Here is a 22088-nt window from a genome sequence, read left to right as displayed (position 1 = left end):
GGTGCTCCTTTGTGTTGTTCTCTCAGTCGATTACTTTACGGGTAAAACATTACATACTCTGTAGAGACACTGTCAAGCACATCTTCCTCCCCCAACCCCCAACAATTCAAGAGGCGCACACCATAAACCCCGCCATAATAGATACATGACCGACGCACTCTCCCACTTCTCCACCCCCGTACGCGACTGGTTCCGCGCTACCTTCAGCGCACCCACCGCCGCCCAAGAAGGCGCCTGGGAGAGCATCCGCAACGGCAACAACACCCTCATCATCGCCCCCACCGGCTCCGGCAAAACCCTCGCCGCCTTCCTCTGGGCACTCGACGCCCTGCACCGCGAACACGAAGCCGGAACCGCAGGCGGCACGCGCATCCTCTACATCTCACCCCTCAAAGCACTCGGCGCCGACGTCGAACGCAACCTACGCGCACCACTGACTGGAATCACGCGCCTGAGCGGAAACAACACGGGCGAACCGAACATCAGCGTGGGTGTGCGCAGCGGCGACACCCCCGCACGCGAACGCCGCCAACTCATCAGCAACCCGCCCGACATTCTCATCACCACCCCCGAATCCCTCTACCTCATGCTCACCAGCGCCGTCCGCAACACCCTCGCGGGCGTCACCACCGTGATCGTGGACGAGATTCACAACCTCGCCGCCACCAAACGCGGCGCACACCTGGCGGTCTCCCTCGAACGCCTCGACGCGCTCCTCGAAAAGCCTGCACAGCGCATTGGGCTCTCCGCAACCGTCGAAAACCCGGAGGCGGTCGCCCGCTTCCTCGGCGGCATTCAGCCGGTAACCATCATGAGCCGCCCGGTCGCCAAAGAATGGGACCTGCGCCTGAGCGTGCCCGTACCCGATATGGCGGCACTCGGAGGTGCCAACGACTACGGGCAGGGGCTCTACGCGCCCTCAGAGATGCAGGGAGGCGGAGGCTCAGCTTCTACGAGCTCGCCGGTAAGTGCGGCGCAGCCTATCTCTAGTGCCGTAGACATCCCGGCAAGCGCTCCCTACACGCTCGAAGACGCCATTGGCGTGTTCCCCGGGCAGGAAATCGAGCAAGCAAACCCAGTGCAGGAACCCGCGCAAGAAACCGGGCAGACAAACCCGGCGCGACAGGGCGATACCGCCGCGCCCAAAAATACGCTCACCATCTCGGAAGAGGCATTGCGAGAAGGGGCACTGCACGAAAAGGCGCTGCGAGACACCCCCGATAGCGAGCGCCCCGAGACCTCCATCTGGCCGCGCGTGCAGGAGCGCATCGTAGACCATATCGAGAACAACCGTTCTACGATTGTTTTCGTTAACTCGCGCGGACTAGCAGAAAAGCTCACCGCGGCACTCAACGATATTCACCTACACCGCGTGCTCGCAAAGCAGGGCATCAGCCCCGAAGACTACGCGGCAGGCATCTGCGACATCGCCGAGGTGCCACCGCTCGCCCGCGCGCACCACGGCTCCGTGTCCAAGGAACAGCGCACCCTCATCGAGGAAGCGCTCAAGGGCGGAACCCTACGCTGCGTGGTCGCCACCAGCTCCCTGGAGCTGGGCATCGACATGGGCCACGTGGACCTCGTGGTTCAGGTGGCGACGCCTCCATCGGTTGCCTCCGCACTGCAGCGCGTGGGCCGCGCCGGACACCGCGTGGGCGAAATTTCGCGCGGATTCTTCTACCCCAAGCACCGCGGCGACCTGCTCGGCGCAACCGTCACCCTCGCCGGAATGCGCAGCGGAACCCTCGAGCCGCTTGCCATCCCCACCAACCCCCTGGACGTACTCGCACAGCAGACCGTCGCCGCCTGCGCGTTGGGCCCCATCAGCGTGGACTCCTGGTACGAGGCGCTACGCCGCAGCGCACCCTACGCCGAGTTGCCGCGCGCCCTCTTCGACTCCGTGCTCGAAATGCTCGCCGGACGCTACCCCTCCGACGAGTTCGCCGAACTGCGCCCGCGCATCATCTGGGACCGCACCCCCACCGAGGAAGCCCCCTCCGGCAGTATTGAGGGCCGCCCCGGTGCTCAACGCCTCGCCGTCACCAGCGGCGGCACGATTCCCGACCGCGGCCTCTTCCCCGTCTACCTGGTCAGCGGCGATGAAGAGCGCGGCCCCAAGCGCGTGGGTGAGCTCGACGAGGAAATGGTGTACGAATCCCGCGCCGGCGAGGTCATCACCCTCGGCGCGAGCAGTTGGCGCATCGAAGAAATTACGCACGACGCGGTGCGGGTCTCCCCCGCACCCGGTCAGCCCGCGCGCCTGCCCTTCTGGCACGGCGACCGCATGGGCCGCCCCTACGCCCTGGGCATGCAGACGGGTGCGTTCACGCGCGCCCTCTCCAGCCTGGACGCCACCGATAGCGCCGCCGCCCGCCAGCAACTCGAACAGCTCGGACTGGACACCTGGGCGGTCGATAACCTGCTCGCCTACCTGCGTGAGCAGCGCGAATCCACCGGGGCGGTCCCCTCCGACACCCGCATGATTGTAGAGCGGCACCGCGACGAACTGGGCGATTGGCGCGTGGTCCTGCACTCGCCACTCGGCTACGGGGTGCACGCGCCCTGGGCGCTGGCGGTGCGCGCCCGCATTGAGGAGCAGTACGGGGTGGACGCCTCCGTCATGGCGAGCGATGACGGCTTGATTCTGCGCCTGCCCGCCGTGGAGGATGTGCCGCCCGGCGCTGACCTGTTCCTTTTCGACCCGGACGAGCTGGAGGCGATTGTCACCGAACGCGTGGGCGATTCGGCGCTTTTTGCGTCTCGGTTCCGTGAGAATGCGGCGCGTGCCCTGCTGTTGCCGCGCCGTGATCCGGGCAAGCGCACCCCGCTGTGGCAGCAGCGTCAGCGTGCGGCGCAGCTGTTGGATGTGGCGCGTAAGTACCCTGATTTTCCGGTGCTTTTGGAGACGGCGCGCGAGTGTCTGCAGGATGTGTACGATGTTCCGGCGCTGGTTCAGGTGCACCGTTCGTTGCAGTCTCGGACGGTGTCCATGCTGGAGGTTGAGACGAACGACCCTTCGCCTTTTGCGCGCACTCTGCTCTTTGAGTACGTTGCCGAGCACCTCTACGACGGCGATGCGCCCGCCGCCGAACGTCGCGCCGCCGCGCTGTCGCTGGATCCGGCGTTGCTGGCTGAGTTGCTGGGGTCGAGCGGTCTGCGTGACCTGCTGGATCCGGCGGTTCTGGTGCAGACTCAGCAGCGTCTGCAGCGCACGGGTGAGCGTTACCGCGCCTGCGGTGTGGAGGGCGTGGCGGATCTTTTGCGTCAGCTGGGCCCGTTGAGCGCGCGGGAGTTGAGCCTGCGCTTGCGGGCTGACAACCCGCGGACTGAATCTGCGGCACACGGTTCTCAAGATTTCGGCGAGTCCGAGGATTCTGAAAACTACGGCGAAGAGTCCGGCGAGGAGTACGGCGCGCACGCCAGCACGACTGAGGCGCGTGAGCTGGCGGAAGAGCTGGTGCGCTCGCGCCGCGCGTTCTCGTTCATGGGAGCTGCCGACATGGGAGCCGCCGATGGTTCCGCCGAGCCGCAGCTGTACTATGCGGTGGTTGAGGATGCCGCGCGTCTGCGCGATGGGCTGGGCATTATGCCCGCCGCGGCGCTTCCTGTAGCCCTTCTGGAGCCGGTCGCGGAGCCTTTGGAGGATCTGGTTTCTCGCTATGCGCGCACCCATATTCCCTTCACGGCGCAGCAGGCGGCGGAGCATTTTTCGCGCCTGACCCCGGTGGGTGTGGGCGTGCTGACTCCGGTGTTGCAGCGTCTTCAGCAGCAACGCCGCCTGAGCTCCGGCGAGTTCCTGCCCGAGGTGCTGCGCACTCCCGGGTCTGCCGGTGTTGAGTGGGTGGATGCGCAGGTTTTGCGCACGATTCGTGCCCGTTCTCTGGCGGCGTTGCGTGAGGAGATTGAGCCGGTATCGGCACAGGTCTATGGCGTTTTCCTACCTTCCTGGCAGAACGTTCGTTCTTTATCCGTGCGGGTTGCTCAGACCCTGCCGGAGGCGAGCGCCTACGGTGCGTTCATGCCCTCCCGCCGCGCCACCACTGTGGTGGGCGAGAGGGTGGCGCCCCTCAGCACAGCGGCACCCAACCCGTTGGCTGAGCACGGCGCAGAACATGCGGCTCAAGATTCCGCCTCCGCCACGGAGGATCTGCTCACCGCCATCGACCAGCTGGCAGGTGTGCGCGTACCGGCTTCCGCGCTGGAGACGCTGATTCTTCCGGCGCGCGTGCCCGGCTACCAGCCGCACATGCTGGACGAGCTTATGGCGAGCGGCAGGGTGTTCTTCACCGGAGCCGGGCAGCTCGGCGGCGGTAGCGCGCAGAAGTCTGACGGCTGGATTCGCCTGCATTTGAGCGAGAGTTCCTCGCTGACTCTGGGTGAGGACTACCCGGAGCAACTGTTGCGCGCGGAGAACCCCGAGCTTTGGGAGGCGCTGCAGGCTCCGGGCACGCTGGAGCACGCCATCCATGAGGCGCTGGCTCACGGCGGCCTGTTCGTGCCGGCGCTGCGTGAGCGGGTGGCGCAGCTGATGAGCGCTGCGGCACCTGCCGGTCAGGTGGTGACTTTCCCGGATGCGGCGGAGGTTTCGGCGGCGCTGTGGCGCTTGGTGTGGGCTGGTGCGGTGACGAACGATAGTTTCGCGCCGGTTCGGGCGATGCTGGCGGGCGTCCGCAGTGCGCATCCGACTCCGGCGGCCCCTGCGCGTCTGTCGCGGGTGGGTCGCCGCGGTGCGGGTCGTATTGCGGCGGCGCGCGCCTCCATGGGTAACGGCTTGGCGGGCGGCTACGGCGCTGATAGTTATGGTTCCAGCGGCTACTCTGCACCTGCCGCCGGGCGCGGTCTGCGGTCTTTGCGCAACAGTTCCCTGCGCGGCGGGCTCCATGCCGTCGCTCCCGCCGTTGCCCCGCAGGACAGCGGCCGCTTCTCGCGCGTGGACACACTGTTGCAGGAGCCGGTGGAGGCGACGGTTACGGCGCTCGCACGCGCCGACCTGCTGCTGGACCGCTACGGTGTACTGACTCGCGGGTGTCTGCAGGTGGAGGATTCTGTCGGCGGGTTCTCGCAGCTGTACCGGATCTATTCGGCGGCTGAGGATCGTGCGCTGGTGCGTCGCGGCTACTTTATTGAGGGTTTGGGCGCGGCGCAGTTTGCCGCCCCCGCGACGGTGGACCTGCTACGTTCTACCGCTGATAGCCTCAGTGTTCCCGCAGGTCCACAGGGTTTTGGTGCAACACAGGGTTTTGGTGCGAGCGCCTACACCCCGCAGCGTACCGATACCGAGCAGGTGTACGGCACATTCACGGTGACCCTACTGGCGGCGACCGACCCGGCGAACCCGTACGGTGCGGCGCTGAGCTGGCCCGCGATTCCCTCCTTTGCACACGAGGGGACTGTGAAGCACCGTCCGGCACGCAAGGCGGGCGCCTGCGTGGTGCTGGTGGATGGCGCCCCGGTGCTGTATGTGGAGCGTGGCGCGAAGACCCTGCTGGCGTTCACAACCGACCCGATACTTCTGGAGGCGGCAGCCCCCGCCCTGGCGCGCCTGGTCTCTGCCGGTGGTACGGAGAAGATTTCGGTGGAGAAGGTCAACGATGTGGAGCTTTTGGGCACCCATACTTTGAGCGCCTCCGGTAGCGAAATTGTGGAGCATCCGGTGGAGGCTCTGCGTGCGGCACTGCAGGCGCAGGGGTTCTACGCGACGGTTCGCGGACTGTCGCTGCGCCGTTCCATTTAGGCTGCGCCGTTCCATTTAGACTGGGCAGAACCTCAAGCTTAGCCTCAGGGTAAAACTATTTTCTTCAACCTCAACCTGAGCATCATAATGCCCCGCACCCTCACGGAAGGGGGTGCGGGGCATTATGTTTCCCTACTCACGAACCGGGTGGTGTTCCCGGATTCCGCCACGTCGCAAGCGGCGTAGCGGAGGAGTAACCGCCCGGATGTCCACGTCGCCTTTGCCGTGGAGCACATAACCAAACATCGGAGCGGGAAGTCCTACGCTGACCTGTTACCTCTTAGGGTGACAGGTGGCTAGTAACCGCCGGTGAGGGTGTCAACGGCACCCAGGCACAGGTCGATAGCTTCTTCGAGCCCGAGCCCGCGGGAGCGAACGGTGCGCTGATCGCGGGGGTTGAGCTGCACGACGTGCATGGCGAAGTAGTCGACGAGCTGCAACCAGCCTCCGAGGATGACGCGAGTGCGGTCATTAATCGGCATGCCGGTGCGTTCAAGCATCCATTCGAGGTAGTCGGTAGGGTTGTTCGGGAAGTCCTCCCCACCGGGGGTGGGAACGCCGGCTACAACGAGAAAGTACGTGCGTAGCGCATTGCGTAACGCCTCTTCGGGGTTTTCGTGATGCTCGCCCAGGGCCTCAAGGACTGCGTTGGCTTCGCGTCGGGTGACAGCGGCCGCCAGGGAGTCCTTGCCGGGGAAGTAGTGGTAGAGCAGGGCGCGGGTAATGCCTGCATCGCGGGCGATAGCGCTCATGGAGGCACCGAGCACGCCGCGGCGAGCGAAATGTTCTGCAGCGATTTTCAGAATTTGCTCTTCGCGTTCGTGCGGCTCCATACGCAGGGCACCGGTGCGAGGCTCCGCATTCTTTTGTGAATGTTCCATAACCTCTCCTATCGCATTTTCCGGTGCTTTGGAATTGTCCGATTGCACCGCTGTCATCGGGGGTGTTCCTTTAACCTCTGCATCCTTGCGCTGTTTCTGTCCCATTTCGACCCCTTCGTTCGAAATATCGAACTTCTGTGTCTTAATCGTACCGCTTTAAGGCTACTTTCGGCCTTTATTAAGGCGTTTATGACGTAGGGTGCCCAGGTTAGCATGTCTTTAATTGCTTTACATCTTTTATACTTAGAAAAACCAAAGGGGCTAAATTGAGGGTTATTGATTTATGATTTGACAGCATTTTCGAAAATACCGCACTTAAACGCTGTTTTTTGTAAAATTAATGTAGTTTTTTTAAATTAAATGTCCAATAATTTCAAAAATTTGTGAAGTTTTCGTTTTCTATTCCACATATTCACACAAACATTCATGAGTGTCAGACAAAACTGTCTTCTGCAACCCCACACCCAAGCCCACGGTAATATTTCCACCCGCACGTAGCTCAGCCCAACTCACTCAGTACGCCTCCAGCTTGCCTCCGAACCTACCCCGCCCAGGCGGTAGAGTAGAGCCATGCCCGCACAGAACACCGCACGCCCGCAGCCTATCGCACACCCCGATACACAGCAGGGAATACAGCCCGCCTATCAGGCAAAGCCTGCACGCCGCACGCATCGCCGTCTGCTGACCCCTCCGCTGGCTCAGAAGAACGGTATCGACCCGATTCAGCTGATCCTGCCGCGCGTGGAGGAGCTCCCCGCCGAGCTCGCCCCGAACAATACGGCTCCGGCGACCATTGCGGATTACCTGATTACGCGCTTCTACCCGAACGACCCGCAGATTATTTACGCCCGCTTTAATACCGGTGAGGTGCGCCTGGACGACGGCACGATTCTGACCGGCGATAGCCCGTATATGCCGGGTGAGCGCATCTGGTATTTCCGTGAGCTTGCGGATGAGCCGCAGCTACCCTCCGACATGCCGGTGCTCTACGAGGATGAGCACGTGCTGGCGATTGATAAGCCGCATTTTCTGCCGACCACCCCGCGCGGTTCCTATATTGCGCAGACCGCGCTGACCAAGCTGCGGGTGCGTGAGCAGAACCCGCTGCTGATTCCGATTCACCGCCTGGATCGCCCAACCGCGGGCGTGCTGCTTTTTGCCAAGACCGTGGAGGCGCGCCGCCCCTTCCAGATGATGTTTCAGCACCGTCAGGTGTCGAAGACTTACCGTGCCGTGGCGCCGGTTCCCGCCGATGCTGCCGCCGCCGAGCAGGCGTTGAGTGCGGAGGGCCTGCAGGTGCGTTCGCATATTCAGAAGATTCGTGATCAGCTGCAGGTTCAGCAGCTTTCTGAGCAAGAGTGCGCGGCGCAGGGTGTGGAGCCGAATACGCTGACGACCGCGAAGATTCTGCGGACTTTTACCCCGAGCGCGCAGGCGGTTGCTGGTTGGCGCGCGGAACCGAATAGAGAATGGGCGCTCTATGATTTGGCGCCTCACACCGGCAAAACGCACCAGCTGCGGGCGCACCTGAATATGCTCAGCTCCCCCATTCTGGGCGATGTGCTCTATCCGCAGGTGCTACCCGACGCGCCAGACCGCCCCGAGTACCCACTGCAACTACTGGCGTACAGTCTGCATTTTGAGCATCCCATCACCGGCGAGCGAGTGGATCTGTACAGCGGGCGTTCGCTGACTGCCGCCTCCTAACCGGTTTTTGAGTGGCGTTCACTCCGTTCCCTGCGGTGCATGTTCTCGGCGGGCTCTTGAAAAGGAATCACACCCGAGAGCCCGCCCACAGTATTCGGGCGTTCAGAGGGCAAAAAGTGGGATAATTTCAGACGTAATACTTCACCGCAACTACAGAGGGTCCATGAATTCCCAGCCGTCTTCCCACAACGCGCAGTCTCTGGAGTCGATTAGCGAGTACGCCGAGCGCACCTCCTCGCATGCCGCTGCCGCAGCCGCCAGCGTCACCGACACCTTCGTGCACCGTATTCTTGGCGTTCCCGGCGCCCTCATCGGTTCGGTGCAGGTGCCCGACCCGCGACCGCTGAGCCAGCGCCTGAACGCTTGGCACTACTGGTGGCAGGCGCACCTGCTGGATTGTGTGATTGATGCCGGTCAGCGTCACCTGCGCGAGGGCGATATTACTGCCGCCCAGGAGGAGCTACACCGTGCCCGCGCGCTGTTGCGCGGCATTAACGTGCGTAATTACGGCCGCTTCGCGAACGACTACTTTGACGATATGGCGTGGCTGACCCTCGCGGTGGGCCGCATGAACTCCTTCTGCATTGAGCTGACCGGCGCGAATGATGTTGCCGCCCAGGATGCTGGCGCGGCCCTCTTTGAGCAGTTGGCGAAGGGTTTCTCCCCGGTGGGTGGCATGAGTTGGCGCAAGTCCAAGCGTGATTTTGTGAATGCTGCGGCGACCGCGCCGACTGCTCTGGCGTATGTGCGGGCGGGCGACCCGAAGACTGCCGCAGCGCTGATGGACTGGATGAACGAAACTCTCTGGGATGCAGAACGTTCGCTCTATATTGACGGCGTGAACGTGCGCGGCGACGAGTACGAGTACGAGCGCGGCGAATTCACCTACAACCAGGGAACCGCCCTGGGTGCGCTGCTGAGTTTGGCGGCATCCGGTGTGCCCTGCGAGGTGGATCCTGCCGAGCGCGCCGAGCGCCTCATCGTCGGTATCGTCAAGCACATGACCGAAGAGGTGGAGTTCCTCTCCGGTGCTCGCCGCCGCATCCTCGTCTCTCACGGTGACGGCGACGGCGGCCTGTTCACCGGCATTCTCGTGCGCTACCTGGGCATGGCGGCATCCTCGCCGCTGCTCAGTGATGAGGCGCGAGCGCTCGCCTCGACCCTGGTGTACTCGACCGCACGCGCCCTGTGGGAGGGTCGCCGCGAGTTTGACCCCGACCTGCCGATGAATGAGTACGGCATTGACCCGAATGAGATTCGCGGTAAGGCGCTCGTGCAGTTCTCCCCGCGATTCACCGAGCCGATGAGCAAGGTTGTGAAGCCCGGCGCGCCGGTGGAGCTGTCCGCTCAGGTGCAGGCGTGGACTATTTTTGAGACGGCGGCGCGTCTGGCGCATGCGCGGTACCTCGCCTCCCACAGTTTCTAAAGTACGGCTTCTAAAACCCTGCTGTTCTTTATCCCCAGCCCTAATCTTCTCCCAGCGGTGCGTTCTCCCAGCAGCGCAGAAGGTTAGGGCTGGATTCATTGCGGGGGCGTACACACGGGCGTACGGTGAGTTTTATGTTTGCACCAGAATCACAACAGGTCACTGCCAGCCCGAACGCTAACACCATTTTCATGGTGTGGAAGTTCAAGGAAGACATCAGCCAGGATGCGCTCATTGAGGGGTTCCAGAACCTCTGCGGGCTCGTTATTAACCTCAACCACACCGCCGCGAACCGCTACTCTCCCGAGAACGCCAGCGTTGTGCTGGGTATCAGCCACAGCGCGTGGCTGACCCTGGATCTGCCCAAGCCGCTGCCGCAAGAGCTCGTGGAGTTCGAGGAGATTAGGGGCCCTAAGCACACCGCGGTGTCCACTCCCGGCGATCTGCACTTCCACATCCGCGCGACCCAGCCGTCCGTCGCCTACGATATGGCGTCCGCTATTACCGCGGCTCTGCGCGATGTTGCCGAGGTACTGGATGAGGTGCACGGCTTCCGCTACTGGGACGGCCGCTCCATCATCGGTTTTGTGGACGGCACCGAGAACCCGCAGACCCCCGCGGCACGCGAATACTTTGGCGTCATCGGTGACAGCGACCCCATGTACAGGGGCGGCAGCTACCAGTTCGTGCAGAAGTACATCCACGACATGACCGCGTGGAACGCCCTGCCCGTCTCCGAGCAGGAGAAGGTCATTGGCCGCTCCAAGCACGACGACATCGAGATGAGCGAGGACGAGAAGCCCGCCAACTCGCACTCCGCTATTGCCAATATCGGTGACGATTTCAAGGTTATTCGCGACAACATGCCCTTCGGCACCGTGGGTAACAACGAGCTGGGCACCTACTTCATCTGCTACGCCAGCACCTTCTCGACCGTCCGGAAGATGCTCATGAACATGTTCACCGGCGTGGATGGCGCCAACTACGACCGTCTGCTGGATTTCAGCACTGCGGTGACCGGCACCCTCTTCTTCGTGCCGACTGTGGATATGCTCGGCGACTTCGCCGGCTAAGGCGAGCTAAACCCAGCTACCCTCAGCTAAATTCTCGTGAACCCCGCCTCCGGCAAGAGAGGCGGGGTTTTCCGGTAGGCTAGGGTGTAGACATTCAGACGGAAAGCAAACAATCGAGAGAAGAATGAGCGTTCTAGATAACTCTTTCCCCACCGAGGACTTTGGCTTCACCATCACCAGCCGCCTGGCGGACACCGCCTCCCCCAGCGCTGAACGTGTAGAAGCCAACGGCGGACAGTTCCGCGGACGCACCGGTGTCATCACCACCCCGCACGGACAGATCCAGACCCCCGCCTTCACCCCCGTGGGCACCAAGGCAACCGTCAAGGCGGTCCTGCCCGAATCCATGAAGGAGCTCGGCGCTCAGGCTCTGCTCTCCAACGCCTACCACCTGTACCTGCAGCCCGGCCCCGAAATCCTCGACGCGGCAGGCGGCCTGGGCGCATTCATGAACTGGGACGGACCCACCTTCACCGACTCCGGCGGATTCCAGGTCATGAGCCTGGGCTCCGGCTTCAAGAAGGTAATCGACATGGGTACCGTCGCGGACGCTAAGGGCGCCGACGGCCGCCCCCTCGGCGACGACGACGTGGCGAAGGGCAAGGAACGCCTCGCCCACATTGACGACGACGGCGTGAACTTCAAGTCGCATATTGACGGCTCGATTCACCGCTTCACTCCCGAGGTGTCCATGCAGGTTCAGCACCAGATTGGTGCCGACGTCATGTTCGCCTTCGACGAGCTGACCACCCTCTACAACTCCCGCGGCTACCAGGAGGAGGCGCTCGAACGCACCCGTCTGTGGGCGCTGCGCTGCATCGCTGAGCACCAGCGTCTCACCGCAGAGCGCGTGGGCAAGCCCTACCAGGCACTGTTCGGCGTGATTCAGGGCGCCCAGTACGAAGACCTGCGCCGCAAGGCATGCCAGGATCTCGGCTCCATGCCCTTCGACGGCTTCGGCATCGGTGGTGCACTCGAGAAGGAAAACCTCGGTACCATCGTGCGCTGGTGCGCCGAAGAGCTGCCCGAATCCAAGCCCCGCCACCTGCTCGGCATCTCCGAACCCGACGACATCTTCGTCGGCATCGAGAACGGCGTGGACACCTTCGACTGCGTCTCCCCCACCCGCGTGGCACGCAACGCAGCCGTCTACTCCCCCACCGGCCGCTACAACATCACCAACGCGCGCTTCAAGGCGGACTTCTCGCCCATCTACGAGGGCTGCGACTGCTACACCTGCACCCACTACACCCGCGCCTACCTGCGTCACCTCTTCAAGGCGGACGAGCGTCTGGCGGCGACCCTCGCCTCCATCCACAATGAGCGTTTCATCGTGCGCATGGTGGACGACGCCCGCGAAGCCATCAAGGACGGCACCTACTTCGAGTACCGTGACGAGTTCCTCGGCAACTACTACTCCGGCAAGAAGCCCTAAACCCGCTCTTCAACCCGTTTAAGGAGAACCCTATGAGCATCACTCATGTTCCCGATGAGGAGCTTCTCGTCTTCGACCACGAGATCGCAGCCCCGGTCGAGGACGTCTTCGGCGCCTACCTGGACCCCGAACTGCTGGTCCGCTGGTACGGCCCCGCCGGCTGGCACGTGCGCCCCACCGACGTTGTCGTGGAGCCTGTCGTCGGCGGCATGCAGCGCCTGTCCATGATTAACGAGGTTGACCCCTCGGTGTCCTGCATTCTGCAGAGCCGCTTTCTGAGCATTGAACCGTTCAAGGAGCTCGAATACGCCGAGCAGCTGCCCGACCACCTGGGCAACCCCGGTAGCGTGCTGGTGTACCAGCGTCACCGTTTCTTCCCCGAAACCGTGATTACCGCCGACGGCGTGGGTTCCGGTACCCGCATCGTCATTGAGATTGGTCCCATGCCCGCCTCGGTCCACGAGGAGGTGCGCACCACCTGGCGTTCGACCTTCGCCCGCCTGGATGACGTGCTCGCCACCCGCGCACACGGGGAGCTCTAAAACCCGCCGCGCCAGCTGCTTGAGATAGCTTCGAGACACGAAAGCGCCGCGTTGACGAATGATTCGTCAACGCGGCGCTTGTGATTACTGCCTAAAACTTTGCCGAGGTTGAGCCGCAGGCTAGTTGGTCAGCTTCACGGTAATGACGGTGCTGCCACCATCCAGCGACACGCACTCAGGGGTCGCACGATCCGCGCCGTCGCCCGGCTTCCAGTAGCAGCGCGCCGACATGACGGTACGCTCACCATTCGCCTTATCGGTCACCTCGGCGGGGTTCTGCACCACAAACTGGCGGATCAACTCACGCGCAAACAGGCAATCCACCGCACCCGAGGCCACCTGAACCGTAGCATTGTGCTTCAGGTAGCCGGTAGCGTCCATACTGCCGCAGCTACCGCCCGCAGACTGAACATCCGAGCTAGACAGGCTCGCGGTGCTCGACGCCTTCGCCACCGCACTCGCCGAAGTATTCGCCTTAGCCGATGCGGAAGGGCTCGACGCCGCGCTCGCCTGCGCGGTCGCCGTGGGGCTTGCGGTGGTGATGGTTCCGGGGCTCACGGTAGCCGCCGCGGTGGGGGTGTGCACGGTACCGGCAGTCGGGGTGCTTTCAGTGACCGTTGCGGTGCGGGTGGGGCTGGCGGTTGCCTTCGCGCTCGTAGCGCTGGGGCTAGGGACTACGGTAGCGTTCGGAGAGGCGGTGGTAGCGCCTCCGGAGCATGCCGACAGCGCCAGCAGCAGCGTGGCACCGAGTGCTACGGGGCTGTAGCGCTTAGCGGTGCGGAGCGTAGTAGAACGAGCCTGGGTAGAGTGCTTCTGTGCCGGATGCATGGTGACCTTTCTGCGTCATCGGTTCGGGTTCCTAACCAGTATTCTAAAGACGCTACCTGTGAGCTAGCTATATGGATATGACATCTCAAGAACTCGCGAGGTAGCCCCAAGAGCACGAAAGGAGGGGCGCCCCGGGATTGCGGGGAGCCCCTCCTTAGCTCTTCACAACTCATTGATAGCTCGTTAGCAACTCAATAATTCTGACGCGGGCGCTTAGCCTTCGTGCCTGCCACGCACCAGAATAGTGTGGCCGTTTCCGTCATGGCAGGTCATCGAGCCAGTCTCACTCTCACCGAAGCAGGTCAGCTGCTTACCCTCAGCAGCGGGCACAGTCACCACATCCAAGGCGTGCATCATCTTCGTGTTTGCGGTGGTGGTTTCCGCATGCAGAGCCGAGGACTCATTCACGGTATTCACCTCGCTGGCGCCGGTCTTGAAGTTCATGCGAGTTACCTCCACCGGGCCGGCAAACGTACGACCGACCGCGCCGTTACCGTTGCCGGTCTGCTCACCGGTGCGGCGCTCGCACACCAGGGTTCCGTCCGCGGGATTCAGCTCGCAGAGGGTGCGCTCGTCATCGCTCTTGAAACGGTAATAGCCAGCGCCAGAATCATAGTAGGAGGGCTCCATGAGGAACGGAATCTCGGGGGCGTCCGGATTCTGCAGGCGCGCCACGAAAGCGACATCCTCGCCAATGGTGCATTCGGGGGCACCGCGATCCTCGCGACGGTTCTCAGCCATCTCGTACTGCGGGTTCCAGTAGCAGGTGGCATCCTGAACCTTCGCCACCTGGTGCTGGGTCAGGTTGTCGTCGGCACGCGGGGTGGTGACGTATTCGGTCAGCACGTCCAGGGCGTGGGCGCAGTCCACGGTACCGCGCAGCACCATGATTTCCGCGCCGGTCTTCAGGTAGCCCTTGCGTCCGATGTGTCCGCAGCGCTCGCCGGCGGAGGCGCGCTCAGCCTCCACCTTCTCGGGCGCACGGGGAGTGTCACCGGTGGGGGTTGCTGCCGCGACGGGGGTTGCCTTTGCATCAGCGAGTGCGGAGGATTCGGACGCCTTCGCCTCGGCGCTCTCGCTGGGGGCGGGTGCCTGAGTCTCGGTGACGGTCGGCTCGGTCTTCTTCGTCGGCGTCGGGGACGCCGTGGAGGAAGGAAGCGGGTACTTCGAGTGGTTAGCCGTGCTGGAGGGGCTGGGGGTCGACGAGGAGTTTTCGCTCTGAGAACCGCCGAAGCAGCCGGTCAGAGCGAGGAGCAGGGCGGCGGCGCATCCAGTGGCGCGCATCGTGCGGCGACCCCAATCGGCGGAGCCTACCTGAGTGTGGTGAAACGACATTGTTATCTCCTGGAGATGAACCTTTTGCACCCTTTGCAGAAGGTAGTTAAAGCATACGCTTATCCCCGTTCAATGCCGTTTTATTACAGCGGAGCGCCGGTATCTACCCCTACTTCTGCGGCAGGTAGGAGCTCAGCAGTTCACGCTGCTCGGGGCTCAGACGGGTCAAACGCCCCGCCACGGAATCCCAGAACGCCAGCACGGTGAAGGCACGCACGCATTCGCGGCCGTCCACCGGGGAGAGAATCGAGTAGCCAATACGCACGGATGCGGCGCTGACCTTCTCCACGCTCAGGCGCACCGGCACGGGCTCACCGGTGTAGGGCAGCTGAGCCAGGTAGCGGATGCCGTGCTCGGCAATAAGCGCCTGCACGCCCTCGGCAACCAGGTCGAAAAGCGGAATCGGAGGCTGCGGTGCCACAGCAGGCTTCTGACCGGAAGACGGCGGCGGACCGAAGAGCGCCACACGGGCTTCTTCCATGATGGAGAGGATGGCGACGTTGTTGACGTGGCCGTAGGCGTCCATATCGCCCCAGCGTGCGGGTACGTGCACCAGCAGTTCGTCGGTGGTACCGGCCTCAGAGGCGGAGGTCTTTTCGGGGGTGTTTTCGCGGTTCTTTTCGTGGCTTTGCATGGTTTTAACTCTACTCCCCCCACCGCTGTGAGGCGTCCATTCGTACGAATCCGCAAGGTACAGCAAATGAATCAGCTGATAATGATTCGGGGGCTAGAAATATATTTGATAGTTAAAGCGATGAGGCTCGAAAGCTACGATGCTTTCGAGCCTCATCCAACACACAGACATTTGAACGCATACAAGATCATACGGTTCACTGTCCATGATAGACCCGCCCTGAGGGCCAACTGCATTTTTACGGTTTTATTACGAGGAATTCCAGAAATTTTCCGTATTTTTCGTTTATTACCTTCTTGGAGTCTCTACAGACCCCAACGCCGGCCCTCCCGGCAGCTACAGAACCTTAACGGCCCAGCTTTGCCGCAGTCTCCAGGGCATGATCAGCGTCGTACTTCATGGCGTCATACTCGGCAGTTGCCTGCTGAGCCTCCACGAAGGTCTGCTCATCAATCACGTGAGTGTGGCGGATACGAGCAAAGTACAGCAGGCTCAGCACCACAAAGTAGCCCACGCCCACAATTGCCGGAACCATGGAACCGCGCACCATGAAGAGCGCAACCCATACCGCGAAGAGCACCAGAACGCCAACCGCCGCGGTGAACTGGCCACCCCACAGGCGGAAACCATTGGTTGCAGGCTCAACACGCTTGTACACGATGTAAGCAAACAGAATCAGAACCCATACGGTCAGCGCGCACACCATAATCACAAAAATCATGGAGAGGAACGCTTCCTTCGGGCTGTACAGAGCCAGCAGAATAGCAATGACCATGCCGCTGGTCGACAGCCACACCGCACGAGCCGGAACGCCGGCACGGTTCACCTGAGCCAGCTGGCGAGGCGCCATACCGTCAGCCGCCAACGAGTGCAGCAGACGCGCGCCCGCGTACAGGTTCGCGTTCGCACTCGACAGTGCCGCAATCAGCACCACAAAGTTCACGAAGTGTGCCACACCGTGAATGCCAAGCTGTTCAAAGACCAGAACGAACGGGGATGCCTCCACAGCGTCGCCCAGACCTGATGCCGAACGCCACGGAATAACAGCCACAACAATTAGAACCGCCAGCACGTAGAAGGTCGCCAAACGAACCATCATCGCCTTCGCCGAGGAACGCACCGAACGGGAGGGGTCCTTCGCCTCCGCAGCAGAGATTGAAATCATCTCAATGCCGCCGAATGAGAACATCACCACAGCCAGCGACAGCCACACCGACTGGAGGCCGTTCGGCATGAAGCCGCCGTCGTTGAAGAGGTTCGCGGTACCCACCGCAGCGTGGCCGGGCAGACCGAAGAAAATCAGGCACAGGCCCACCAGCAGGAAGGCAATAATCGAAATGACCTTAATCGAAGACAGGAAGAACTCCAGCATGCCAAAAGACTTCACGCTGGTCAGGTTCAGCACGATCAGCGCCACACCAAACGCGGCAATACCCGCCCACAGCGGAAGCTGCGGCCACCAATAATTCAGGTAAGTCGCCACCGACACCAGCTCAACGCCAGCAATCAGAACAGTCGCCGTCCAGTATGCGATGCGAGTCAAAAAGCCCGCGAAGGGGCCCAGGTAGCGGGTAGCGATAGTGCCAAAACCGCCGCGGACAGGGTAGCGAACCGCCATTTCACCGGTTGCCGCGCCAATCACCGAAGCGAGCGCAGAACCAATAGCGTAGGTGAGAATGACTGCGGGACCAGCCATCGCAATGGCGGTGCCCGAACCCAAGAAGAGGCCCGTACCGAGCGCGGAACCCATCACGATCATGGTCATCTGTCCGTGGGACAGAGAACGCTTCAGGGTGCGCGATCCGGCGGTCCCCGCTGCAGCGTGGCTGCGGGTATCGTCGTTGTGGGACACGAAGGTGCCTTCCGTCAGTACGCCTTAGGGGCGTGATGTGCAATGTGTGCTCGCACCCGGCTTCTGCGGCTTCTAGCCTCGTTGACGGGTACGAATAGTTAACTATTCTACGGGCACACTCACATCGCTCAGAACGGCGCCGTCTAGAGTACAGAAGCGAAAAGGCACCGAACGGGGGTGCTCCCCAATCCGGCGCCTTTTATGTTTTAGCCTCGCGAGGCTTTCACGCTATTTAGTGCTGTGCCGCGTTGGTGTTCTCGTCGGCGTGCATAGCGTCCAGGTCGGGGCGCTCATAACCGCCCTGAACCTTCGACGAGATGGCGTAGCCAATAGAAATCAGCACGAAGAAGATGATACCGACCATGATGGATTCCTGGACGCCCGAGCCGGGCAGCATGAACATTGCCGCCAGGGTCGCCAGGACACCCGCCAGAGCCAGACCTGCGGTGACGCGGCCACCCAGCACGGTGAAGGAGGAGGCGTCCTTTTGGTCCTTCTTGTACGCCTGGTAGGTCAGCAGAATCATGATCCACACAATCAGGATGCACAGGGTCACCAGCGCCATGAGCAGGGCGAAGATGTCGCCAATCTTGGCAACAGCCATCACGGTTGCCACGACAACGCCGGTGAAGGAGATGAGCAGAGCCATGACCGGCACGCCGCGCGAGGAGGTGCGGGCAGCCACTGCGGGAGCCATACGGTCAGAGCCCAGGGCGTGAAGCAGGCGGGTTGCCGCGTACAGGGAGGCGTTAGCGCCAGAGAGCGCAGCAACGAGCACCACGAAGTTCATGATGTCCGCCGCGAAGGGGATACCCAGTTCAGAGAAGACCAGCACGAACGGCGACTCGGTCAGCTCCGAGTTCTGTGCGGCGGTCTGCCAGGGCACCAGGCACAGAATAATTGCCATGGACACCACGTAGAAGGTGGACAGGCGCCAAATCATTGCCTTCACGCTGGTTGCCACCGAGCGTGCCGGGTCCTTCGCCTCCGCGGCGGAGAGGGAAATCATTTCCACACCGCCGAAGGAGAACATGACAACAGCCATCGAAATCCAGATGGATGCGGGGCCGTTGGGCAGGAAGCCGCCGTCGTTCACGAGGTTTGCGGTACCCGCAGCGGTGTGACCGGGCAGACCCACGAACACCAGCAGTACACCAATCACCATGAACACGATGACGGCAGAAACCTTAATCGAAGAGAGCAGGAACTCCAGGGCGCCGAAGGACTTCACGCTCACCAGGTTCAGCACCAGAATAATCGCGCCGAAGAGAGCAACGAACACAGCCAGGGGAACGTCCGGGAACCAGTACGCCATGTAGTGACCAACCGCCACCAGCTCAGCGCCAGCCAGCGGCACGGTGCACGCCCAATACGCCCAGCGAGTCAGGTAGCCGCTAAAGGGGTTCAGGTATCGGCTCGCAATGGTGCCGAAACCGCCCTGGACGGGGTGACGCACGGACATTTCACCCGCACACGCAGCAATGGTTGCCGCAATCATCGAACCAATAGCGTAAGAGAGGATTGCGCCGGGGCCCGCAATTTTAATGGCGGAGGAGGAGCCCAGGAACAGGCCCGTACCCAGCGCCAAGCCCATCGCAATCATGGTCAACTGGCCGTGGGAGAGGGAACGATTCAACGAGTCGTTCTTCTCCGACTGCTCGGGGGTGTTCCCCTGCAGTTTAGACATAACGTATCTCTTTCTTAGACATGCTGTGTATTGAATAAAGCTGAAATGGCAATGCCGCCCAGGCGTTAGGCCGGGCGGCTCTGCACATCAGCTGTCAGGAGGTTAGCTTATGACACGTACTCGAGTTCGTGACGCTTGAACCAACCAATAATCGGGTAGCTGATCGGCATGAGGATCACCTCGACCAGGCACTTATAGATATAGCCGATCAGTACGTAGTTGATGAATGCTTCCATGGTGTCGATACCGAGCACCGGTGCCGCAATGGAGCAGAAGATGACGGTATCGAGCAGCTCACCGACCAGGGTGGAGACGATCATACGCAGCCACAGGAAACGGCCCTTGCTTGCCTTCTTCATCACCACCATGACCCAGGCGTTCAGGGTCTGACCGAAGAGGTAACCGAGCAGGGAGCCCGTAAAAATCTGCCAGACCGGGCCGAGAACCTGCGCGAACGCCTCCTGGCCGGTGTAGAAGCTCGCAGCGGGCAGGTGCACGATCAGCAGGAAGCACAGGGCAGCAAAAGCGGCTGAGGCGAAGGAGGCCACAATCGCGCGGCGGGCACGCTTGAAGCCGTACACCTCAGAAAGAAGGTCGCCAATAACGTAGGCGAGAGGGAAAAGGAAGAAACCACCGTCGGTGACGATGGTGTTACCAATGAGGGGCAGTTCGAAGGGCAGCGGACCGAACTCCACGCCCTTAGTTGCACCAATATTCGAAATGATCAGGATGACGCAGGATGCGCCCAGCAGCAGATCAAAGTAGCCGCGGCGACCAGCCCAGGGCACCTTGACGGTGCTCGTCTGAGCCTTAGATTCGCTAACGGGTTTAGCCATTACTTTCCCCAAGTCTTTCTTCATGCGATGTGTTTCTTCACGCAAGGTACGAGCCCTCACGTGTGGTGGGTGAGTGCGCTATGCAGGGCGCTACTCACTGGCTCGTCTGCCACCCGAGCCTATCTAATAGTACCTATATGCCGTGGCAGCGGCAGGTTTACGGGCTTCGTTCAAGAGTGTGGACGCTCATGACCACCCCGCCAGCCTTCCTGACCGCACATTTACAATAAATGTATGAAGAATCTGGGCCACGGAATTCACCGCACTGAGCAGGTGGTATCCCTGCTGGGGGCGGGGCGTGCGCTACGCGCCTCGCTTCGGCGGTCGGTACGGGGTTCTTCACAGCAGGTGCGGAGGCGGCGGCACCGTAACCAGCGGCGGCTGAGCGCGCATATTCCGCGTCTGCATCCGCTGTTCACCTATGCGGCGCAGGCTGTGCGCACCGGTCTTTCCCTGCTGGAGCCGATGTTTCTGGCTTCGTCTGAGCTGCTCGGTTACCGATCGTTTACGCATCGCGGGCGCAATATCTACTATCGGGTCGATAACCTGTATCTTCTGACCGATTCTGAGTCTGCGCCCGGTGTGCTGTTCTATTTTGATGGTGATCATCTCTCGCGTGCCGGTAGCCGCCTGTTGCGCCGAACTTCCCCCCTGCGTGCCGAGCTGGCGCAGGTGGCGGCTGAGTTCAACTTGCTGTCGGTGCCGGTGCTGTCGCCGGGTAGTCTGCGGGAGCCGCGCCTGACCGATGGTGATTCTTATGCGCCTCCGCTGACCTACAACTGGTGGGTTCGTGCCCGCTCGAACGGCAGGATGGTTCGCGCCCTCATTGAGGAGATTGCCCTGGCGTACAAGGTGGATACGAGCCGTGTCTGGCTTGCGGGCTATTCAGGTGGTGCGGAGTTTCTCAGCTACGAGCTGCTGTCGCACGATATTGACTGGATTCGCGGAGGCGGCGCGACTTTCATCGGTGGCGGCGGCGCTGACGGCGTGCCGGCTCGGGTGCGTGAACAGGCTGCGCTGAATCTTTCCTCGCATGAGCATCTGTTGATGAGCTGGCATGTGGGTGTGCTGGATGGGCGTTCGCCGTCGGGTCGTCGGCGTATGGCGACAAGTTCTGAGGGGAGTTGGTCGGCGCGTATCGCGGTGCAGGAGGGTAGTGCGTTCTACGAGGGTTTGGGTGCACGGACTGTGTTGCAGGTGACTCCGGGGCGCGGCCATACGGGGTATCCGATTGCGTCGTTGGTGGGTGCTGATTTGGCGGCGGCTACGCGTTTAGGCTTCTTGTAGTGCCGGTTGTTCTGTCATATTTGTGAAAATTCGCATGGATTACGCAAATTTCTTGGTGACACATTCAATAAATTCGTCATTTGCTGACGATTTGGGGTAGAGTGTCACTATGCCTCGTATTTCTGCAGCAACCAACGCCGCCCAGCGCGAAAACACCAAGCGCGCCATCCTCAACTCCTTCGGCGAGATCCTTTACGCCCGCGGCCTGTCCGGCCTAACCATGACCGACGTCGCCAAGAACGCCGGCATCGGCCGCACCGCAGTCTACAACTACTTCGCCGACATGGGCGAACTGCTGGTCGCCTACGCCCTGGACGAGACCGAACGCTTCCTCAACGAGCTGCGCGTCGGCCTGGAGGGCATCGAAAACCCGATCGACCAGCTCGCGGTCTATATTCGCTTGCAGATCAACGACCTGGCGCGCCGCCACCTGCCTCCGGGCCCTGCGATGCGCTCCATGCTCTCCCCCGAGTCCTACGCGAAGCTCGGCAAGCACGTTCACGAGCTGCAGATGGTGCTCGCGCATATTCTTTCTGCCGCCATTGCCGAGAACTACATTCCGAAGAACGACATTCGCGAACTGGCGATGCTCGTGCACGGTTCCCTCTCCTCAAGCGCCGGTCGTGCCGAGGATGCACCGGATGAGGAGACCCGCGAGCGTCAGATTCTGAATACTATCCGTTTTATTCAGATGGGCCTGGGCGCGCGTTTTGACGCCGAGGGCAACCCGGTTCGCCTGGATTCCGAGGAGTCCCTGCCGGAGCAATCCCCGGTGCAGGAGGCGGGCCTGAAGGTCGCATCCTAAGCGTGGCACCTCTGAACCGTGGAACC

Annotated in this window: 15 protein-coding genes; 8 read left to right on the top strand and 7 right to left on the bottom strand. The window is 61.9% G+C overall.

Annotation, left to right across the window (positions count from 1 at the left end; genetic code table 11):
- The first annotated feature begins 145 nt into the window (after window positions 1-145).
- A complete protein-coding gene (locus tag HMPREF2884_RS03295) occupies window positions 146-5734 on the top strand; it encodes a DEAD/DEAH box helicase (RefSeq protein ID WP_070615639.1) in 5589 nt (1862 codons plus the stop codon).
- Between the two features lie 296 nt (window positions 5735-6030).
- Here HMPREF2884_RS03295 and HMPREF2884_RS03290 read toward each other — a convergent pair whose 3' ends face one another.
- Window positions 6031-6615 carry a TetR/AcrR family transcriptional regulator gene (locus HMPREF2884_RS03290; protein ID WP_005507171.1) on the bottom strand — a complete coding sequence of 195 codons (585 nt, stop codon included), beginning with the start codon at window positions 6613-6615 and terminating at the stop codon, window positions 6031-6033.
- Between the two features lie 570 nt (window positions 6616-7185).
- Between HMPREF2884_RS03290 and HMPREF2884_RS03285 the strand changes: the two genes are divergently transcribed.
- The 5 genes from HMPREF2884_RS03285 (at window position 7186) to HMPREF2884_RS03265 (ending at window position 12798) form a co-directional block, all read left to right on the top strand.
- A complete protein-coding gene (locus tag HMPREF2884_RS03285; RefSeq protein WP_083309670.1) occupies window positions 7186-8322 on the top strand; it encodes a pseudouridine synthase in 1137 nt (378 codons plus the stop codon).
- A 163-nt stretch (window positions 8323-8485) separates the two neighbouring features.
- Window positions 8486-9748, top strand: a complete 1263-nt coding sequence (locus tag HMPREF2884_RS03280; protein WP_070615636.1) for a glycoside hydrolase family 76 protein — start codon at window positions 8486-8488, stop codon at window positions 9746-9748.
- Between the two features lie 134 nt (window positions 9749-9882).
- A complete protein-coding gene (locus HMPREF2884_RS03275; RefSeq protein ID WP_070615632.1) occupies window positions 9883-10821 on the top strand; it encodes a Dyp-type peroxidase in 939 nt (312 codons plus the stop codon).
- A 124-nt stretch (window positions 10822-10945) separates the two neighbouring features.
- Window positions 10946-12256, top strand: coding sequence for a tRNA guanosine(34) transglycosylase Tgt (gene tgt / locus HMPREF2884_RS03270; RefSeq protein ID WP_044150805.1), 1311 nt, complete (start codon window positions 10946-10948; stop codon window positions 12254-12256).
- A 32-nt stretch (window positions 12257-12288) separates the two neighbouring features.
- Complete coding sequence (locus HMPREF2884_RS03265) at window positions 12289-12798, top strand: SRPBCC family protein (protein ID WP_005509277.1); 510 nt, start codon at window positions 12289-12291, stop codon at window positions 12796-12798.
- 120 nt (window positions 12799-12918) lie between these two features.
- On the opposite strand, the gene HMPREF2884_RS03260 is transcribed toward HMPREF2884_RS03265, so the two are convergent.
- The 6 genes from HMPREF2884_RS03260 to HMPREF2884_RS03235 form a co-directional block, all read right to left on the bottom strand.
- On the bottom strand, window positions 12919-13626 hold the full coding sequence (locus tag HMPREF2884_RS03260) for a hypothetical protein (RefSeq protein ID WP_070615623.1): 708 nt from the start codon (window positions 13624-13626) through the stop codon (window positions 12919-12921).
- Window positions 13627-13839: 213 nt separating this feature from the next.
- Window positions 13840-14961, bottom strand: coding sequence for an RAD23 family protein (locus HMPREF2884_RS03255; RefSeq protein ID WP_070615620.1), 1122 nt, complete (start codon window positions 14959-14961; stop codon window positions 13840-13842).
- Between the two features lie 109 nt (window positions 14962-15070).
- The gene (locus HMPREF2884_RS03250) at window positions 15071-15595 is read right to left on the bottom strand and encodes an acyl-CoA thioesterase (protein WP_070615617.1); all 525 of its coding nucleotides are present in this window, start codon (window positions 15593-15595) and stop codon (window positions 15071-15073) included.
- A 346-nt stretch (window positions 15596-15941) separates the two neighbouring features.
- Complete coding sequence (locus HMPREF2884_RS03245) at window positions 15942-17447, bottom strand: amino acid permease (protein WP_070615613.1); 1506 nt, start codon at window positions 17445-17447, stop codon at window positions 15942-15944.
- Window positions 17448-17679: 232 nt separating this feature from the next.
- Complete coding sequence (locus HMPREF2884_RS03240; protein WP_070615610.1) at window positions 17680-19134, bottom strand: amino acid permease; 1455 nt, start codon at window positions 19132-19134, stop codon at window positions 17680-17682.
- A gap of 107 nt (window positions 19135-19241) precedes the next feature.
- Window positions 19242-19970: a queuosine precursor transporter gene (locus HMPREF2884_RS03235; protein ID WP_070615606.1), complete on the bottom strand. Its 729-nt coding sequence runs from the start codon at window positions 19968-19970 to the stop codon at window positions 19242-19244.
- Window positions 19971-20204: 234 nt separating this feature from the next.
- Between HMPREF2884_RS03235 and HMPREF2884_RS03230 the strand changes: the two genes are divergently transcribed.
- Both HMPREF2884_RS03230 and HMPREF2884_RS03225 read left to right on the top strand, forming a co-directional pair.
- Window positions 20205-21257, top strand: coding sequence for an alpha/beta hydrolase family protein (locus HMPREF2884_RS03230; protein ID WP_070615603.1), 1053 nt, complete (start codon window positions 20205-20207; stop codon window positions 21255-21257).
- A gap of 109 nt (window positions 21258-21366) precedes the next feature.
- Window positions 21367-22062 (top strand): TetR/AcrR family transcriptional regulator, encoded by a 696-nt coding sequence (locus tag HMPREF2884_RS03225; protein ID WP_049361824.1) that lies wholly within the window; start codon window positions 21367-21369, stop codon window positions 22060-22062.
- Window positions 22063-22088 lie beyond the last annotated feature (26 nt).

It is taken from the genome of Rothia sp. HMSC073B08 (genome assembly GCF_001812975.1).
GTDB classification, from domain to species: Bacteria; Actinomycetota; Actinomycetes; order Actinomycetales; family Micrococcaceae; genus Rothia; species Rothia mucilaginosa.
This window is presented reverse-complemented; position numbering and strand designations above follow the sequence as displayed.

Bases quoted from the DNA above. Each gene is read 5' to 3' on its own strand.
- HMPREF2884_RS03225 (WP_049361824.1), top strand. From the start codon at position 21,367: ATGCCTCGTATTTCTGCAGCAACCAACGCCGCCCAGCGCGAAAACACC.
- HMPREF2884_RS03290 (WP_005507171.1), bottom strand. From the start codon at position 6,615: ATGGAACATTCACAAAAGAATGCGGAGCCTCGCACCGGTGCCCTGCGT.
- tgt (WP_044150805.1), top strand. From the start codon at position 10,946: ATGAGCGTTCTAGATAACTCTTTCCCCACCGAGGACTTTGGCTTCACC.
- HMPREF2884_RS03255 (WP_070615620.1), bottom strand. From the start codon at position 14,961: ATGTCGTTTCACCACACTCAGGTAGGCTCCGCCGATTGGGGTCGCCGC.
- HMPREF2884_RS03275 (WP_070615632.1), top strand. From the start codon at position 9,883: ATGTTTGCACCAGAATCACAACAGGTCACTGCCAGCCCGAACGCTAAC.
- HMPREF2884_RS03285 (WP_083309670.1), top strand. From the start codon at position 7,186: ATGCCCGCACAGAACACCGCACGCCCGCAGCCTATCGCACACCCCGAT.
- HMPREF2884_RS03230 (WP_070615603.1), top strand. From the start codon at position 20,205: ATGAAGAATCTGGGCCACGGAATTCACCGCACTGAGCAGGTGGTATCC.
- HMPREF2884_RS03280 (WP_070615636.1), top strand. From the start codon at position 8,486: ATGAATTCCCAGCCGTCTTCCCACAACGCGCAGTCTCTGGAGTCGATT.
- HMPREF2884_RS03295 (WP_070615639.1), top strand. From the start codon at position 146: ATGACCGACGCACTCTCCCACTTCTCCACCCCCGTACGCGACTGGTTC.
- HMPREF2884_RS03260 (WP_070615623.1), bottom strand. From the start codon at position 13,626: ATGCATCCGGCACAGAAGCACTCTACCCAGGCTCGTTCTACTACGCTC.
- HMPREF2884_RS03250 (WP_070615617.1), bottom strand. From the start codon at position 15,595: ATGCAAAGCCACGAAAAGAACCGCGAAAACACCCCCGAAAAGACCTCC.
- HMPREF2884_RS03240 (WP_070615610.1), bottom strand. From the start codon at position 19,134: ATGTCTAAACTGCAGGGGAACACCCCCGAGCAGTCGGAGAAGAACGAC.
- HMPREF2884_RS03235 (WP_070615606.1), bottom strand. From the start codon at position 19,970: ATGGCTAAACCCGTTAGCGAATCTAAGGCTCAGACGAGCACCGTCAAG.
- HMPREF2884_RS03265 (WP_005509277.1), top strand. From the start codon at position 12,289: ATGAGCATCACTCATGTTCCCGATGAGGAGCTTCTCGTCTTCGACCAC.